The organism is Curvibacter gracilis ATCC BAA-807, assembly GCF_000518645.1.
GTDB lineage: Bacteria > Pseudomonadota > Gammaproteobacteria > Burkholderiales > Burkholderiaceae_C > Curvibacter > Curvibacter gracilis.
This window is the reverse complement of the sequence record NZ_KI912466.1, coordinates 656,354-673,092: the sequence shown is the minus strand read 5'-3', so window position 1 is coordinate 673,092 and position 16,739 is coordinate 656,354. Positions and strand designations below refer to the sequence as shown.

18 protein-coding genes and 1 rRNA gene are annotated in these 16,739 nt (G+C 64.2%); 16 read left to right on the top strand and 3 right to left on the bottom strand.

What is annotated here, in order from left to right:
- Window positions 1-100: 100 nt before the first annotated feature.
- Window positions 101-213 (top strand): 5S ribosomal RNA (rrf, locus tag L880_RS0128710).
- A gap of 290 nt (window positions 214-503) precedes the next feature.
- A complete protein-coding gene (locus L880_RS0128705) occupies window positions 504-1,283 on the top strand; it encodes a type III pantothenate kinase (RefSeq protein ID WP_027478528.1) in 780 nt (259 codons plus the stop codon).
- An 18-nt stretch (window positions 1,284-1,301) separates the two neighbouring features.
- Here L880_RS0128705 and L880_RS0128700 read toward each other — a convergent pair whose 3' ends face one another.
- Window positions 1,302-2,090 carry a tetratricopeptide repeat protein gene (locus tag L880_RS0128700; protein WP_027478527.1) on the bottom strand — a complete coding sequence of 263 codons (789 nt, stop codon included), beginning with the start codon at window positions 2,088-2,090 and terminating at the stop codon, window positions 1,302-1,304.
- A gap of 10 nt (window positions 2,091-2,100) precedes the next feature.
- A complete protein-coding gene (locus L880_RS0128695) occupies window positions 2,101-2,778 on the bottom strand; it encodes a TetR/AcrR family transcriptional regulator (protein WP_027478526.1) in 678 nt (225 codons plus the stop codon).
- Window positions 2,779-2,990: 212 nt separating this feature from the next.
- On the opposite strand from L880_RS0128695, the gene rfbB reads away from it, so the two are divergent.
- The 4 genes from rfbB to rfbC are packed head-to-tail and all read left to right on the top strand — an operon-like array spanning window position 2,991 to window position 6,463.
- A complete protein-coding gene (gene rfbB / locus L880_RS0128690; protein WP_027478525.1) occupies window positions 2,991-4,061 on the top strand; it encodes a dTDP-glucose 4,6-dehydratase in 1,071 nt (356 codons plus the stop codon).
- Between the two features lie 2 nt (window positions 4,062-4,063).
- Complete coding sequence (gene rfbD / locus L880_RS0128685) at window positions 4,064-4,978, top strand: dTDP-4-dehydrorhamnose reductase (RefSeq protein WP_027478524.1); 915 nt, start codon at window positions 4,064-4,066, stop codon at window positions 4,976-4,978.
- Between the two features lie 49 nt (window positions 4,979-5,027).
- The gene (gene rfbA, locus L880_RS0128680) at window positions 5,028-5,918 is read left to right on the top strand and encodes a glucose-1-phosphate thymidylyltransferase RfbA (protein ID WP_027478523.1); all 891 of its coding nucleotides are present in this window, start codon (window positions 5,028-5,030) and stop codon (window positions 5,916-5,918) included.
- On the top strand, window positions 5,915-6,463 hold the full coding sequence (rfbC, locus tag L880_RS0128675; protein WP_027478522.1) for a dTDP-4-dehydrorhamnose 3,5-epimerase: 549 nt from the start codon (window positions 5,915-5,917) through the stop codon (window positions 6,461-6,463). The genes rfbA and rfbC overlap by 4 nt, the downstream gene beginning before the upstream one ends.
- A gap of 8 nt (window positions 6,464-6,471) precedes the next feature.
- Here the strand turns inward: rfbC and L880_RS0128670 are convergent, their stop codons facing one another.
- Window positions 6,472-7,533: an MBL fold metallo-hydrolase gene (locus L880_RS0128670; protein WP_027478521.1), complete on the bottom strand. Its 1,062-nt coding sequence runs from the start codon at window positions 7,531-7,533 to the stop codon at window positions 6,472-6,474.
- Window positions 7,534-7,688: 155 nt separating this feature from the next.
- On the opposite strand from L880_RS0128670, the gene L880_RS0128665 reads away from it, so the two are divergent.
- The 10 genes from L880_RS0128665 to L880_RS0128620 all read left to right on the top strand — a co-directional run bounded on the left by L880_RS0128665 (window position 7,689) and on the right by L880_RS0128620 (window position 16,734).
- A complete protein-coding gene (locus tag L880_RS0128665; protein WP_027478520.1) occupies window positions 7,689-8,165 on the top strand; it encodes a MerR family transcriptional regulator in 477 nt (158 codons plus the stop codon).
- 80 nt (window positions 8,166-8,245) lie between these two features.
- Window positions 8,246-8,713: a PaaI family thioesterase gene (locus L880_RS0128660; RefSeq protein ID WP_051443649.1), complete on the top strand. Its 468-nt coding sequence runs from the start codon at window positions 8,246-8,248 to the stop codon at window positions 8,711-8,713.
- A gap of 17 nt (window positions 8,714-8,730) precedes the next feature.
- Window positions 8,731-9,909 carry an isovaleryl-CoA dehydrogenase gene (locus L880_RS0128655; RefSeq protein WP_027478518.1) on the top strand — a complete coding sequence of 393 codons (1,179 nt, stop codon included), beginning with the start codon at window positions 8,731-8,733 and terminating at the stop codon, window positions 9,907-9,909.
- A gap of 40 nt (window positions 9,910-9,949) precedes the next feature.
- A complete protein-coding gene (gene can, locus L880_RS0128650; RefSeq protein WP_043330856.1) occupies window positions 9,950-10,615 on the top strand; it encodes a carbonate dehydratase in 666 nt (221 codons plus the stop codon).
- Between the two features lie 25 nt (window positions 10,616-10,640).
- Window positions 10,641-12,452, top strand: coding sequence for a bifunctional isocitrate dehydrogenase kinase/phosphatase (aceK, locus tag L880_RS0128645; RefSeq protein WP_027478516.1), 1,812 nt, complete (start codon window positions 10,641-10,643; stop codon window positions 12,450-12,452).
- A 60-nt stretch (window positions 12,453-12,512) separates the two neighbouring features.
- Window positions 12,513-13,694: an acetyl-CoA C-acyltransferase gene (locus L880_RS0128640; RefSeq protein ID WP_027478515.1), complete on the top strand. Its 1,182-nt coding sequence runs from the start codon at window positions 12,513-12,515 to the stop codon at window positions 13,692-13,694.
- 19 nt (window positions 13,695-13,713) lie between these two features.
- On the top strand, window positions 13,714-14,337 hold the full coding sequence (locus L880_RS0128635; RefSeq protein ID WP_019576402.1) for a pyridoxamine 5'-phosphate oxidase family protein: 624 nt from the start codon (window positions 13,714-13,716) through the stop codon (window positions 14,335-14,337).
- A gap of 30 nt (window positions 14,338-14,367) precedes the next feature.
- On the top strand, window positions 14,368-15,036 hold the full coding sequence (locus L880_RS0128630; RefSeq protein WP_027478514.1) for an SDR family oxidoreductase: 669 nt from the start codon (window positions 14,368-14,370) through the stop codon (window positions 15,034-15,036).
- Window positions 15,037-15,085: 49 nt separating this feature from the next.
- Window positions 15,086-16,216, top strand: a complete 1,131-nt coding sequence (locus L880_RS0128625) for an acyl-CoA dehydrogenase family protein (protein ID WP_027478513.1) — start codon at window positions 15,086-15,088, stop codon at window positions 16,214-16,216.
- Window positions 16,217-16,290: 74 nt separating this feature from the next.
- Complete coding sequence (locus L880_RS0128620; RefSeq protein WP_027478512.1) at window positions 16,291-16,734, top strand: YchJ family protein; 444 nt, start codon at window positions 16,291-16,293, stop codon at window positions 16,732-16,734.
- Window positions 16,735-16,739: the final 5 nt, after the last annotated feature.

The following is a 16,739-nucleotide window of genomic DNA, read 5'->3' as shown; positions in this document are numbered from 1 at the left end:
TGCCAAGACGCAATACAAAAAATTGAGCGTAAAGCTACTGATTCCAAACTCTATGAATTCGCCAGGCTGTTGATCTCCAACAGCCCAGCACCAAGTTATGCCTGATGACCATAGCGAGTTGGTCCCACTCCTTCCCATCCCGAACAGGACAGTGAAACAACTCCGCGCCGATGATAGTGCGGGTTCCCGTGTGAAAGTAGGTCATCGTCAGGCTCTTACAGCCCTCAAAACCCCCTCCAGGCAACTGGCGGGGGTTTTGTCTTTGCGGAATCGAAAATGCAATACGCTCATCCGCCAACCTGCCCACGCTGCCCAATTTGAGCTGCCCCTGCTGACTTCGCAACCCCCGCCGGCATCACTTCAATGCTTCAAACTGCACGTGCTATGGGAAGTTTTTGCAATCAACTTTGCTCACTGGGTCGGTGTGCGTCTATCTATGTGGCTCGTGCCCTTAAGTAAATTGCACGACAGCCAAATTCCTGAAAGTGGCCATAATTGGGTCCATGAGCTTCCTTGCTATAGATGTCGGAAACACACGCCTGAAATGGGCGCTGTATGAGGCCCCTTATCGGGGGGCAGCCGTGTTGGCGCAAGGCGCTGAGTTCTTGGAGAACGTCGACAAGTTGGCCGACCATGCATGGGCGTCATTGACGCCCCCAGATCGCATGCTGGGGTGCATTGTTGCGGGCGAGGCGGTGAAGCGGCGGGTCGAAGAGCAAATGGAAATATGGGATGTACCGCCCAAGTGGGTGGTCTCGACCCAAGCCGAGGCCGGACTGCACAACGGCTATGACCACCCGACCCGCCTGGGATCAGATCGCTGGGTCGCCATGATTGGGGCTCGGCACCGGATGTTGAGCCGCGGCGAGCGCTCGCCTCTGATTGTCGTCATGGTCGGAACGGCGGTGACGGTGGAGGCGATTGATCCTGAGGGTGTTTTTTTGGGCGGTTTGATTCTCCCGGGCCATGGAATCATGCTCAGAGCGCTTGAATCGGGCACCGCAGGCCTTCATGTCCCAACCGGTGAGGTCAAGCTCTTTCCAACCAATACCAGCGACGCATTGACCAGTGGCGGGACATATGCCATCGCGGGGGCAGTAGCTCGCATGGTCGATCACCTCAGAAGCCACTGCGGACAAGAGCCGCAGTGTGTCATGACGGGGGGGGCGGGCTGGAAGATGGCGCCCAGCATGTCCGTTCGGTGTGAGTTGGTTGACAACCTCATTTTCGACGGCCTGCTGGAGATCGCCGCACGGCGGTTTCCCCCCGCAGAGCAGGCCTGATTGGTGCGGATTGGTGGTTCAGTGCGCCATCAATTCGGTTTTGGCCAAGTCGCAGTAGAGCAACTCACTGGCGTCCGCTGGTACGAGGTTGGCGGCACGTTCGTAGAGCTGATTTGCTTGATCATGGCTGGAGTCCCCGTTCAACATGACGAGGGCGTTTGCATACTCAACCAAGCCGGCTGCTGACTCCGGATTCTGTTGCAGCGCTTCCGCCAGAAGCTGCAGGCTCACATCTTTGCGCGCACCGTAGGTCATGCCGCCAATCAAAGCCCCAACCTTGTCAATCACTTCGGCGTGGAAGGCTCCCAATGCAATGCGCGCTTCTGCATGCTGGGGGCAGATTTGCAGGGTCCTCTCCAGAGACTCCTTGACCTTGCTGCCCAGGCCCTGAGCCAAGGCTTTGGCCACACTGATGGCTTGGCTGTATCGGCCAAGCGCATAGGCCTGCAGAAACCACCCATTTTGATTTTGAGGGCTATGTACTGTTTGGGCGCCGGCACGCTGGGCGACATCCATGAACAGGTCCAGCCGAGCCTGCTCGCTTTTTTCCAGGTAGCAGGCATAGACGCACGTCGCTTTGTTCGCGACGGTCATGCCATTCGATTCGCCGGACGCCGCCGCTTCAAGGCCCAAAGTCCTCGCACCAGAGAAGTCGCCATTGTGGAAGTGCACCCAGGCCTGCTCCAGTAGCGGATGTTGGGGATAGGGCTCTGCATCGCCCGCATGCAGACGAGGCCAGGACTTCTTGAGTGACTCGCCGGTGAAATTGAAGAGGCCCGGATGCGGAAAAGGTGACCAGGTTGCCATCGGTGTCTCCTCAAGAGGTCGTTGCTTGAAGCGGGCCGCAGTGCTCGCCCAGTGAAAGTTCTTGCAGGAGCAGGCGATCTTCAGCCTCAAGCCAAGGGGCGAGCAAGCTCAGTGCTTGGTGCGTTCCACGCGCTGAATCGAGCTTTCCCTGCTCCGTGCTCGCCGCAAGACGCGGTGCTTGCACATACACATAACTGAACCAATAGCAGAGCAGCACCATGAGATTCGATGCTGTCATGGACACCTGACTGGCGTCCATGTGCAGAACATTGCCCGTCCTCAGCCGCTGCAAAAGATTCGTCAGCGCACTTGTGACCTCGATCTGTATCTGTTGGAAGTGGGTCTCCAGATGCCGGTTCTTACTCAACAAATCGTTGAGGTCGCGGAAAAGAAAGCGATGCGACCAGTTCAGTTCAAAAAGTCTTTGAAACAGCAGCCACGAGCCTTCCAGGTCATTGACCGTGACCGCGTTCAGCAACAGTGGCCGAAGCTCGGCCTCGTAGCGGTCGAACAAGGCATTGACCAATTCATCTTTGGCCGGGTAGTGGTAATACAAGTTTCCAGGGCTGATGCCCAAAGCTCCAGAAATCAGAGTCGTCGAGACATTGGGTTCACCGAACTTGTTGAACAGATCGAGCGAGACTTCGAGGATTCGCTCGGCAGTCCTGCGAGGCGCCTTTTTCACCATGAAGTCGTCTCCCAGTATTTTTTTGGAACCTGAATCCACTCTAGCCTAGCGATCCGAGCCCAGCTACTAGGGATCTTGCTAGCCCGTGCAAACGTGAACATCGCCTGGAAATGGCATCGTGCGCATTGACGGTGCTGGATGAAGCTCTGTAGCCGAATGAGATAATTCACGACTTTGGCTCCGGCTGAGCCGACTCCATCCAGGGCAGACAGATGATTCTCGTAACCGGCGGCGCTGGCTTCATTGGCGCCAATTTCGTGCTCGATTGGCTGGCTCAGAACGATGAGCCTGTGATCAACCTCGACAAGCTGACCTACGCGGGCAACCGCGAGAACCTTGCATCACTCGAGGGCGACGCCCGTCACCACTTCGTGCACGGTGACATCGGCGACAGCGCCCTGGTCGATGAACTGCTGCGGGTGCATCAGCCCCGGGCCGTGATCAACTTTGCCGCCGAGTCGCACGTGGACCGTTCCATCCACGGCCCCGAGGATTTCATCCAGACCAATGTGGTCGGTACTTTGCGCCTGCTCGAATCGGTGCGCGGCCACTGGAACGGTCTGGGGGCCGAGGCAAAGACCAGCTTCCGCTTTTTGCACGTGTCGACCGACGAAGTCTATGGGTCTCTGTCGCCCACCGACCCGGCCTTCACCGAAGACCACCCGTTCGAACCCAACAGCCCCTACTCGGCCAGCAAGGCCGCCAGCGACCACCTGGTGCGGGCCTGGCACCACACCTACGGGCTGCCGGTGCTGACCACCAACTGCTCCAACAACTATGGGCCCTACCACTTTCCAGAAAAGCTCATCCCCCTGATGATCGTCAACGCCCTGGCCGGCAAGGCCTTGCCCATCTACGGCGATGGTCAGCAGGTGCGTGACTGGCTCTATGTGAAAGACCACTGCAGCGCGATCCGTCGCGTGCTCGAGGGCGGGCGTGTGGGTGAGACCTACAACGTGGGGGGCTGGAACGAAAAACCCAACCTTGAGATCGTACACACCGTGTGTGCGCTGCTCGATGAACTGCGCCCGCGCAGCGATGGCAAGCCTTACCGCGAGCAGATCACCTATGTCAAAGACCGACCCGGTCACGACCGCCGCTATGCGATCGATGCCCGCAAGCTTGAGCGCGAACTGGGCTGGAAGCCGGCCGAGACCTTTGAGTCCGGCATCCGCAAGACCGTGCAGTGGTACCTCAGCCATGAAGACTGGGTGAGCCACGTGCAAAGCGGCGCCTACCGTGACTGGGTGCAAAAGCAATACGCCAGCGAAAGCGCCGCATGAGCCTGCACATCCTGCTGCTCGGCAAAAACGGCCAACTGGGCTGGGAGCTGCAGCGCGCCCTGAGCCCGCTGGGCCGGGTCACGGCGCTGGATCGCCACAGCACCGAACACTGTGGTGACCTCAGCCGGCTTGACGAGTTGGCGGCCACGGTTCGCGCCTTGCGCCCCGACGTCATCGTCAACGCGGCCGCCCACACTGCAGTCGATCGCGCAGAAAGCGAGCCCGAACTCGCCCGAACCCTCAACGCACTCGCCCCCGGCGTGCTGGCCCGAGAGGCGGCCCAACTGGGCGCCACCCTGGTCCACTACAGCACCGACTATGTGTTTGATGGCAGTGGCGATGCCCCCTGGCAAGAGGGTGACGCCACCGGCCCGCTCAGCGTGTACGGCCGCACCAAGCTTGAAGGTGAACAGCAGATCCAGCAAAGCGGTGCGCGACACCTGATCTTTCGCACCAGCTGGGTGTATGCCGCGCGCGGTGGCAACTTTGCCAAGACCATGCTGCGCCTGGCTGCAGAGCGCGAACGCCTGACCGTGATCGACGACCAGTTCGGTGCCCCCACTGGGGCGGACCTGCTGGCCGACCTCAGTGCCCACGCCATCCGCGCCGTGCAACAGCGCCCGGAATTGTCGGGCCTGTACCACGCCGTGGCGGCGGGCCAGACCACCTGGCATGGCTACGCCCGCTACGTGATCGAACACGCGCGCCGTGTTGGCGTACCTCTCAAGACGCCGGCCGACGGCATCGCCCCCGTGCCCACCAGCGCCTTCCCCACACCGGCCCGGCGCCCGAACAACTCGCGCCTGAGCACCGCCAAGCTGCAGGCCGCGTTTGAGCTGGTCTTGCCTGATTGGCAGCAGGGCGTGGCCCGCATGCTCGACGAAATCCTGCCTGCGGCACAGACCCCCAAGGCCTGAGCCACCAGCCAGGAACACCAGCCAAGAACATCAGGGAGAAACACACATCATGACCACGCAACGCAAAGGCATCATCCTGGCCGGCGGCTCCGGCACCCGGCTGCACCCAGCCACGCTGGCCATCAGCAAACAACTGCTGCCGGTGTACGACAAGCCCATGGTGTACTACCCGCTCAGCACCCTGATGCTGGCGGGCATGCGCGACATCCTGCTCATCAGCACACCGCAAGACACCCCCCGCTTCCAGCAACTGCTGGGCGACGGCAGCCAGTGGGGCCTGAACCTGCAATACGCCGTGCAAGCCAGCCCCGATGGCCTGGCCCAGGCCTTCATCATCGGTGAGTCCTTTGTGGGCAACCACCCCAGTGCCCTGGTGCTGGGTGACAACATCTTCTACGGACACGACTTCGGGCCCCTGCTGGCCAATGCCGATGCCCAGACCGCTGGCGCCACGGTGTTCGCCTACCACGTCACCGACCCCGAGCGCTATGGCGTGGTGGCCTTCGACAAGAGCGGCAAGGCCAGCAGCATCGAAGAAAAGCCCCCCGTCCCCAAGAGCAACTACGCCGTCACCGGCCTGTACTTCTACGACCAGCAGGTGGTGGAGATTGCCAAGAGCATCCGCCCCAGCGCGCGCGGTGAGCTGGAGATCACCACCGTCAACGAAACCTACCTGCAGCGTGGCCAGCTCAACGTGCAGATCATGAAGCGCGGCTACGCCTGGCTGGACACCGGCACCCACGACAGCCTGCTGGAGGCCGGCCAGTTCATCGCCACCCTCGAGCGTCGCCAGGGCCTGAAGGTGGCCTGCCCCGAAGAGATTGCCTGGCGCAATGGGTTCATCAACAGTGAACAGCTCGAGCGCCTGGCTCAACCCCTGGCCAAGAACGGCTACGGCCAATACCTGCTGCGCCTGCTCAAGGACGAAGCCCAATCATGAACGTCATTCCAACCGCCATCCCTGAAGTCCTGATCCTCGAGCCCAAAGTCTTTGGTGACGCCCGGGGCTTCTTCTTCGAGAGCTTCAACCAGAAGGTCTTCAACGAGGCCACCGGCCTGCAAGTCGAATTCGTGCAGGACAACCACAGCCGCTCCACCAAGGGCGTGCTGCGCGGGCTGCATTACCAACTGCAGCAGGCCCAGGGCAAGCTGGTGCGCGTGGTGCGTGGCTCGGTGTACGACGTGGCGGTGGACATCCGCAAAAGCTCAGTCACCTTCGGGCAATGGGTGGGGGTGGAACTCAGCGAGGACAACCACCGCCAGCTGTGGGTGCCGCCAGGCTTTGCGCATGGCTTTGTGGTGACCAGCGGCAGTGCTGACTTTCTGTACAAGACCACCGACTACTACGCGCCGCAATATGAGCGCTGCATTGCCTGGAACGATCCCACCCTGGCCATCCAATGGCCTGACGTGGGCGAGCCGCCACGGCTGTCGGCCAAGGACGCGCTGGGTGTGCCGCTGGCTCAGGCTGACGTGTTTGCCTGATTCAGCCTTCAGCCGGGCACTGCGCTGAAGCGGTATATGCCGCCTGCATCCAGCGTGCGTTGCAGCAGGCCCTGAAACCACAGCGCGTGCAGATGGGCCACCGCCTCGCCCATGGCAAAAGTGGTCTGGTGCAGATCCAACGGGCGTTTGAACATCACGGGCAGGATGTCCGCCCCACAGCATGGCCGCTCCTGGCAGGCCCGCAAGACTTCTGCCAGGCGGTCGCGGTGATGCTCATGCAGTTGCCGGATACGCTGCTGCAGGCCGCGAAAAGGCTTGCCGTGAGAGGGCAGTGTCAGGGTGTCGGGCGGCAGCACGGCAAAGCGATCCACTGAATCCAGAAACAACTTCAGCGGATTCGACTCGGGTTCGATGTCGAACACGCTCACATTGGTCGAGATGCGCGGCAGCATCATGTCGCCCCCCAGCAGCAGGCCCAGCGTGGGGCAGTGCAGGGCGATGTGCTCCGGTGCGTGGCCATACCCGCTGATGCATTGCCAGTCATGGGCCCCGATGCGCACTGTGGCCCCGTCCATGAGGCGGTGGAATCGGCTGGGCATGGCCGGCACCATGCTGGGGTAATACCGCGTGCGGCCCCGTATCTTGTCCACCGCGTCCGGGTCGCGCAGCCCGTGGGCGGCAAAAAAGCCGGCAGCGTCCGGCCCGCCGAATCCGGTCGTGCTCTGCGACCCCAGGCGGGCCGCATAGTAGTCGGTGGCACTCATCCACAGGGGGGCGTTCCAGCGTTCACACAGCCAATGGGCCAGCCCGACGTGGTCAGGGTGCATGTGGGTGACCAGCACCCGCAGGATGGGGAGTCCCTGCAGTTGTGTGGCAAAGATCTGCTCCCAGAGGGCCTTGGCGTCGTCACTGGCGATGCAGCAGTCCACCACGGTCCAGCCTTTCACGCCATCGAGCTCGTCGGCCAACAGCCACAGGTTGATGTGGTGCAGCGCAAAGGGCAGTGCCATGCGGATCCAGCGCACCCCGGGCGCCACTTCCAGCGTGTGGCCGGGCTCCGGCAGGGCCTCGCCAAAAGGGTAGTCCAGTTCCAGTTCGAGTGCATTCATGGTGTGGGGCCTTCGTCCGGGCTTGTGGGGTGGTGTTGCCGCTGTGTGCGCCAGGATTGACGTTGACGTAAGCGTCAGATGTAATCGGCCCATTCTAGGCAGGCGTGCACAGGGCAGATGTCACCGCCGTGCTACCGATTCCACCCGTTTTTTCCATGGCCACCACCTACACCATCAGCGACCTCGCCCACGAATTCGACCTCACCACCCGCGCCATGCGCTTTTATGAGGACATGGGGCTGCTGCAACCGCTGCGCGAGGGGCCTGGCGGGCGCACCCGCATCTACACGGCCCGCGACCGCACCCGGCTCAAGCTCACCCTGCGCGCCAAGCGACTGGGCCTGTCTCTGTCGGAGGCGCGTGAAATCATCGACATGTACGACAGCCCGCGCGACACCGGGCCGCAGCTGCGCAAATTCCTCGATGTGCTGGCCGGCCACCGCCGTCAGCTCGAAGAACAGATGGCCGATCTCCAAGCCAACCTCGAAGAGGTCAAGGTGCATGAAAAGGAGGCCCGCGCCCTGCTTGCCAAGGCCAGCAAGGTGCAGGGCGCCGAGGCGGACACCTTGCCGCCGGCCCCGCCTCAACCCGCCGCCACAGCGGCACCGACCCGCAAGCGCCGCGCCTCCTGATCCAGTGGCGCCCTTCAGGGTGTCTGAGGTGGTCTTTCACCAATTGACGTTTACGTAAACGTCAATTAAGCTGCCGGCCCATGAATCGATCCACTTCCGACCAGGCCGCAGATGCCCATGCGCTGGAGGCCCTGCATGCCCGCATCGAGGCCAGTCTGGCCCGCCAGGGGCTGATGCAGCACTTGGGGGCGCGCCTGCTGCGGGTCGAGCCCGGCCTGTGCGAAATCGCCTTGCCCTATTCCGAGCGGGTGACCCAGCAGCAAGGCGGCTTTCATGGCGGTGCCATGGGCGCGCTGGCCGACATCGCTGGCGGCTACGCCGGCCTGTCGGTGCTCGACGAGGGGCTGGAGGTGGTCACGGTCGAATACAAGATCAACTTCCTGGCCAGCTTCAACGGGGGTGAACTCCACGCCCTGGGCCGGGTGGTCCGTCCCGGTAAGCGGGTCATCGTGACCACGGCCGAACTCTTTCACGTGGCGCCCGACGGGCGCCGTCAATCCTGCGCGGTGATGCAGCAGACGCTGGCACCGGTCCCTCAAAAATACTGAATCTCAAGGAGACTCCCATGAACCTGCCCGGCCTCAATTTCCAACTGGGTGACGACATCGATGCCCTGCGCGACGCCGTGCGCGACTTTGCCCAGGCTGAGATCGCTCCCCGCGCGGCCGAGATCGACCGCAACGACCAGTTCCCCATGGATCTGTGGCGCAAGATGGGCGAGCTGGGGGTTCTGGGCATCACCGTGCCTGAAACCTATGGTGGTGCCAACATGGGCTACCTGGCCCACATGGTGGCCATGGAGGAAATCTCCCGCGCCAGCGCCTCGGTCGGCCTCTCGTACGGTGCGCACAGCAACCTGTGCGTGAACCAGATCAACCGCAACGGCACCGAGGCCCAGAAGGCCAAGTACCTGCCCCGGCTGATTTCCGGCGAACACGTGGGCGCCCTGGCCATGAGCGAGCCCGGCGCCGGCTCCGACGTCATCAGCATGAAGCTGAAGGCCGAAGACAAGGGGGGCTACTACCTGCTCAATGGCAGCAAGATGTGGATCACCAACGGCCCCGACGCCGACACCTTGGTGGTCTATGCCAAGAGCGAGCCCGAGCTGGGCGCCCGCGGTGTCACCGCCTTCCTGATCGAAAAGGGCATGAAGGGCTTCAGCATCGCGCAAAAGCTCGACAAGCTCGGCATGCGTGGCAGCCACACCGGCGAACTGGTGTTCAACAACGTCGAAGTGCCGGCCGAGAACATCCTGGGCGGCCTCAACATGGGTGCCAAGGTGCTCATGAGCGGGCTCGACTATGAGCGCGCCGTGCTCACCGGTGGCCCGCTGGGCATCATGCAGTCGGTGATGGACAACGTCATCCCCTACATCCACGACCGCAAGCAATTCGGCCAGAGCATCGGCGAGTTCCAGCTCATCCAGGGCAAGGTGGCCGACATGTACACCGTGCTGCAGGCCGGCCGCTCGTTTGCCTACACCGTGGCCAAGAACCTCGACCTGTTGGGCACCGAGCACGTGCGCCAGGTGCGCAAGGACTGCGCCAGCGTCATCCTGTGGTGCGCCGAAAAGGCCACCTGGATGGCGGGCGAGGGCGTGCAGATCTTCGGTGGCAACGGCTACATCAATGAATACCCGCTGGGCCGCCTGTGGCGCGATGCCAAGCTCTACGAGATCGGCGCCGGCACCAGCGAGATCCGCCGCATGCTGATTGGCCGCGAGCTGTTTGCGGAGACTTGCTGAGCCTCAAGCAACTGACATGCACAGCCGCTAACATCGCCGCATGACTTCTCCCTCCAGCCTTCAGCATCTGATCGACAACAACCGCGTTTGGGCGGCCCGAATGGAGCAGGCCCGCCCCGGCTTTTTCAGCCAGCTGGCCCAGCAGCAAAACCCCAAGTACCTCTGGATCGGCTGCTCCGACAGCCGCGTGCCTGCCAACGAGATCACGGGGCTGGATCCGGGCGAGGTGTTCGTGCACCGCAACGTGGCCAACGTGGTGGTGCACTCCGATCTGAACGCCTTGTCGGTGATCCAGTTCGCGGTCGATTACCTCAAGGTCGAGCACATCATGGTGGTGGGCCACTATGGTTGCGGTGGCGTGTTGGCCACCTTGCGTGGCATGCGTGTCGGCCTGGCCGACAACTGGCTGCGCCATGTGCACGACGTCAAGGTGCGCCATCGTCGCCGCCTGGATCACCTGAGCATGGCCGAGCAGGAAGATGTGCTGTGCGAGATGAATGTCATCGAGCAGGTCGGCAACGTCGCCCTGACCAATGTCGTGCAAGACGCCTGGCACCGGGGCCAGAAGCTGGCCCTGCACGGCTGGTGCTATGGCCTCAAGGACGGGCTGGTCAACGACCTGCGCGTCAGCATGCAAGGCCCCGACGACGTGATGCCCATGTTCCGCAACGGCCTCAAGCGCTACCCGCGCGGCGTGGCCATCTGAGTTTTTGAGCGGCAGGGCGTGAGCCATGTTTCCATCCCGGCTTGACGCCCCCCAGGCCCATGGCATCGCCCGGGCCATGATGGACGGTTTCAACCGCCATTACCGCCTGTTCCGCACCGAATCGGCCCGGGCCAAACACCGCTTCGAGACCTGCGACTGGCACGGCCAGCAGCGCGCCCAGCGCGAGCGCATCGAGTTCTACGGCCTGCGCGTCAAGGAATGCGTGATGCGGCTCGAGAAAGAGTTCAAGGCCGGTGCCCAACCCATGGACGTGTGGCAGCAGGTCAAGCTGCACTACATCGGTCTGCTGGTCGACCACCACCAGCCCGAGCTGGCCGAGACCTTCTTCAACTCGGTCACCACCAAGATCCTGCACCGCACCCATTTCCACAACGATTTCATCTTTGTGCGCCCGGCGGTCAGCACCGAGTACATCGAAGACGACGAGCCTGGCGCCCAGCCCAGCTTCCGGGCCTACTACCCCTCGCGCGCCACGCTGCCCGAGGTGCTGACCCAGCTCATCGAGCATTTCCGGCTGCAGCGTCAATTCGAAGACCTGCCCCGCGACGTGGCCAGCGTGCTGCAGGCCCTGCACCAGCGCCTGGGCGATGTGAAGCTGCGCACCAACTTCCAGATCCAGGTGCTGTCCAGCCTGTTCTTCCGCAACAAGGGCGCGTATGTGGTGGGCAAGCTCATCAACGGCTTCAACGAACTGCCGTTTGCCCTGCCCATCCTGCACAACAGCCGGGGTCAGTTGCGCATCGACGCGGCCTTGTTCGGCGAAGACGATCTGCAGATGCTGTTCAGCTTTGCGCGCGCCTACTTCATGGTCGACATGGAGATCCCCTCGGCCTACGTGCAGTTCCTGCGCTCGCTGATGCCACGCAAGCCGCGCGCCGAGATCTACAACGCACTGGGCCTGGCCAAGCAGGGCAAGACCCTGTTCTACCGCGATTTTCTGGCCCACCTGCGCCACTCCACCGACCGCTTCCGCATCGCACCCGGCATCAAGGGCATGGTCATGCTGGTGTTCGACCTGCCCTCGTTTCCCTTCGTCTTCAAGCTCATCAAAGACTACTTCCCGCCGCCCAAGGACACCACGCGCGAGCAGGTCAAGGGCAAGTACCTGCTGGTCAAGCAGCACGACCGGGTGGGGCGCATGGCCGACACGCTGGAGTACAGCGAAGTGGCCTTCCCGCGCGAGCGCTTCAGCGACGAACTGATCGCCGAAATCCAGAAGTTCGCCCCCAGCCAGCTTGAGATCAGCGACCGCGATGGCGACGGCCGCACCGAGGTCATCATCAAGCACCTCTACATCGAGCGCCGCATGATCCCGCTCAACCTGTACCTGCAAGAGGCCTTCGACCAGGGGCTGGAGCACCCTGCGGCGCGGGCCCAGATCGAGCGCAGCGTGATCGAATACGGCAACGCCATCAAAGACCTGGTGGCCGCCAACATCTTCCCGGGCGACATGCTGTGGAAGAACTTCGGCATCACGCGCAACGGCAAGGTCGTCTTCTACGACTACGACGAGATCGAGTACATCACCGACTGCAACTTCCGCCGCGTGCCTGAGCCCCGCAACGAAGAGGACGAACTCTCGGGCGAGATCTGGTACAGCGTCGGCCCCCGCGATGTGTTCCCCGAAACCTTTGCGCCTTTTCTGCTGGGCCACCCCGCGGTGCGCGAGGTCTTCATGCGGCACCACGCCGACCTGCTGGAGGTGGGCTTCTGGCAGCAGCACCAGGAGCGCATCCAGGCGGGCCACGTGCACGACATCTTTCCGTACGAGCGCAGCCGGCGCTTCTCACCCTCGCAGGCCAGCCAGGCCTCATGAAGGGTCACCCCCATCCCAGTCAGCCAATCCAGTCAGTCATACCAACACCAGGAGATCACCATGTCCGAATCCATCGTCATCGTCGGCGCCGCCCGCACCCCCATGGGCAGCTTCCAGGGCGACTTCAGCAGCCTCGCGGCCCACGACCTGGGCGGCGTGGCCATCCGTGCCGCCGTCGAGCGTGCGGGCGTCTCGCCCGATGCGGTGGGCGAGGTGCTGTTCGGCAACTGCCTGATGGCCGGCCAGGGCCAGGCCCCGGCGCGCCAGGCCGCGTTCAAGGGCGGTCTGCCCAAGGGGGCGGGGGCCGTCACCCTGTCCAAGATGTGTGGCTCGGGCATGAAGGCGGCCATGTTCGCACACGACATGCTGCTGGCCGGCACCCACGAGGTGATGGTGGCCGGGGGCATGGAAAGCATGACCAACGCCCCCTACCTGCTGCAGAAGGGCCGTGGCGGCTACCGCATGGGCCACGACCGCATCTTTGACCACATGATGCTCGATGGCCTGGAAGACGCCTACGAGCCCGGCCGCTCCATGGGCACCTTCGGCGAAGACTGCGCCGCCAAATACAGCTTCACCCGCGCGCAGCAGGACAACTTTGCCGTCACCAGCGTGCAGCGTGCCAAGGCGGCCACCGAGTCAGGCGCCTTCGCAGCCGAGATCGCGCCGGTCACCGTCAAATCGCGCTCAGGCGAGACCGTCATCTCGGTGGACGAGGGCCCCGGCAAGGTCAAGCTCGACAAGATCCCCGGCCTCAAGCCCGCGTTCAAGAAAGACGGCACCATCACCGCCGCCTCCAGCTCGTCGATCAACGACGGCGCCGCCGCCCTGGTGATGATGCGCGAGGCGACCGCCCAGAAGCTGGGCTGCCAGCCCCTGGCCCGCATCGTCAGCCACGCCACCCACGCCCAGGAGCCCGAGTGGTTTGCCACCGCCCCGCTGGGCGCCACCCAGAAGGCCCTGGCCAAGGCCGGCTGGTCGGCCGCCGACGTCGACCTCTGGGAAATCAACGAGGCCTTTGCCGTGGTGCCCATGGCGCTGATGACCGAGCTGAAGCTGTCGCACGACATCGTCAACGTCAACGGCGGGGCCTGCGCCCTGGGCCACCCCATCGGCGCCAGCGGCGCCCGCATCATCGTCACGCTGCTGCACGCGCTCAAGGCCCGTGGCAAGAAGCGCGGCCTGGCCACCCTGTGCATCGGCGGTGGCGAGGCCACGGCGCTGGCACTCGAACTGCTTTGATGAACCCCTGAGGCGGCCCATGATCAGCACCCTGGAGCAACTGCGCGCCCTGTACCCACCGCCGGCCGAGCGCCCGCGCCTCAAGCAGATGGCGCAACTCGACCGGCACGCACGGCGCTTCATCAGCCTGTCGCCCTTTTGCGTGCTGGCCTCGGCAGGGGCTGCGGGTCAGTGGCTGGACGCCTCGCCGCGTGGCGGGGCCCCTGGCTTTGTGCACACCCCCGACGAGCACACCCTGCTGTTGCCGGATTCCTCGGGCAACAACCGCCTCGACACCTTGCAGAATCTGGTGCAAGACCCGCGCATCGGCCTGCTGTTCATGATCCCGGGTGTGGACGAAACCCTGCGCGTCAACGGGCAGGCCCGGCTGCGCGACGAGGCCGAGTTCACCCAGCGCTTTGCCGAAGGGCGTCAGCCCCCGAAGCTGGTCATTGAGGTGCGGGTGCAAGAGGCCTACCTCCACTGTGCCAAGGCCTTCATGCGTTCGCGCCTGTGGCGGCCCGAGGCCCAGCAGCCGCGCAGCGTGCTGCCCACCCTGGGCGAGATGCTGCACGACCAGATCGGGCTGGCCACGGCGCCCGAGTCACAGGCCCAGATGGTGGCCCGCTACCAGGCCCAACTGCAACAGGAAGGCCTGGGCTGAAGCCCGAGGCCTGTTTCACGGAGCATCCCCATGAGCACCACTTTGATCATCGGCGCCTCGCGCGGCCTCGGCCTGGAACTGGCGCGCCAGGCGCTGGCCGCCGGCGAGCGCGTCATCGCCACCGTGCGCAGCGATGACGCGCGCCGCCAATTGCAAGACCTGGGCGCCCAGGTGCTCAAGCTGGACGTGGCCGATCCGGCCAGCGTCAGCGGCCTGTCGTGGCAGCTCGATGGCGAAAAGATCGACCTGGCCCTCTATGTGGCCGGCGTCATGGACCGCGGCAACGCGCTCTCACCCCCCACGCGGGAGCACTTCGATGCCGTCATGCACCCCAATGTGCTGGGGGCCATGCAGGTGCTGCCCCAGATCATGCCCATGGTTGAAGAGGCGGGCGGTGTGTTTGCCGCCATCTCCAGTTCCATGAGCCAGATCGGCAGCGTGCCCAACAGCAGCGCCTGGCTGTACCGCGTCAGCAAGGCCGCCCTCAACATGGCGGTGGCTGCGGCCCAGCATGATTACCCACGCGCCACCCTGGTCACCATCGACCCGGGCTGGGTGCGCACCGACATGGGGGGCGAGTCCGCCCCGCTGACCGTCGAGCAAAGCGTGCAGGGCCTGCGCCGCACCCTGGCCGGCCTCACCCCGTCCGACCGTGGGCGCCTGCTGCACCACGACGGCCGCCGCGCCAGCCATTGGTAAAGCCTGCGCAAGCCGGAGCACCCCCAGAACAACGATCCAGGAGACCCGAATGCTGTTGACCCAAGACCAGGAAATGATCCGCGACGCCGTGCGCGATTTCGCCCGCGAGCAACTCTGGCCCCATGCCGCCCGCTGGGACCGTGAGCACCACTTTCCCAAGGAAGCCCACCAGGGCCTGGCCGCGCTCGGTGCCTACGGCATCTGCGTGCCCGAGGCCTACGGCGGCGCCGAGCTCGACTATGTGAGCCTGGCCCTGGTGCTTGAAGAGGTGGCCGCTGGCGACGGCGGCACCAGCACCGCCATCAGCGTCACCAACTGCCCGGTCAACGCCATCCTGATGCGCTATGGCAACGAGGCCCAGAAGCAGCAGTGGCTGGTGCCCCTGGCCCAGGGCCGCATGTTGGGCGCCTTCTGCCTGACCGAGCCCCACGTGGGCAGCGATGCCTCGGCCTTGCGCACCACGGCGGTCAAACAGGGCGACGAGTACGTCATCAACGGCGTCAAGCAGTTCATCACCAGCGGTCAGAACGGTGACGTGGCCATCGTGATCGCCGTCACCGACAAGGCCGCCGGCAAGCGCGGCATGAGTGCCTTTCTGGTGCCCACCGCCAACCCGGGCTATGTGGTGGCCCGGCTGGAGGACAAGTTGGGCCAGCACAGCAGCGACACCGCCCAGATCAATTTTGACAACTGTCGCATCCCGGCCGAGAACCTGATCGGTGCCGAGGGCGAAGGCTACAAGATCGCCCTGTCGGCCCTGGAGGGCGGCCGCATCGGCATTGCCGCGCAAAGCCTGGGCATGGCGCGCAGTGCCTTCGAAGTGGCCGTCGATTATGCGAAGCAGCGCGAGAGCTTTGGCACCGCCATCTTCAACCACCAGGCAGTGGGCTTTCGCCTGGCCGACTGCGCCACCCAACTGGAGGCGGCGCGCCAACTGATCTGGCATGCCGCAGCCCTGCGCGACGCCGGCCGCCCCTGCCTCAAGGAAGCCGCCATGGCCAAGCTGTTTGCCAGCGAGATGGCAGAGAAGGTCTGCAGCGCCGCGATCCAGACCCTGGGCGGCTATGGCTACGTGAAAGACTTTCCGCTGGAGCGCATCTACCGCGACGTGCGCGTGTGCCAGATCTACGAAGGCACCAGCGACGTGCAGAAGATCATCATCCAGCGCGCCCTGGCCTGATGGGGCGGGCCGCCCCGGCCGCCGTCTCGTAAAATCCGGGCCTTTGCCCCGGCCGGCAACGGCCTGTCTGCGTGATGGCCCCTTCTGACCCCTGCCCCTGCGGCCGCCTGGACGCTCGCCGCCGCCCCTTGGCCTGGGCGGATTGCTGCGGGCGCTTTGTCGACCACTTTGATCACACGCCCGCACCGGACGCCGAAAGCCTGATGCGCTCGCGCTACAGCGCCTTCGTGCTGCAGCGGCGCGACTACCTGCTGGCCACCTGGCACCCCGACACGCGGCCCACCGAACTGGACTTCGAGCCTGCGCCGCGCTGGCTGGGCCTGGAGCTGCGCGGTCACTGGCCCGATGGCGAGCGCGCCCAGGTCGAGTTCGTGGCCCGTTACCGTGAGCAGGGCCGCGCCGTGCGCCTGCATGAACGCAGCCGCTTTGTGCGCGAGACCCGGCCCGAGGCCGACGGCCCGGGCCTGCCGCGCTGGTACTACGTGGACGGCGAGTTCCCTGCCGCCCGCCCTTCTTGAAGCCA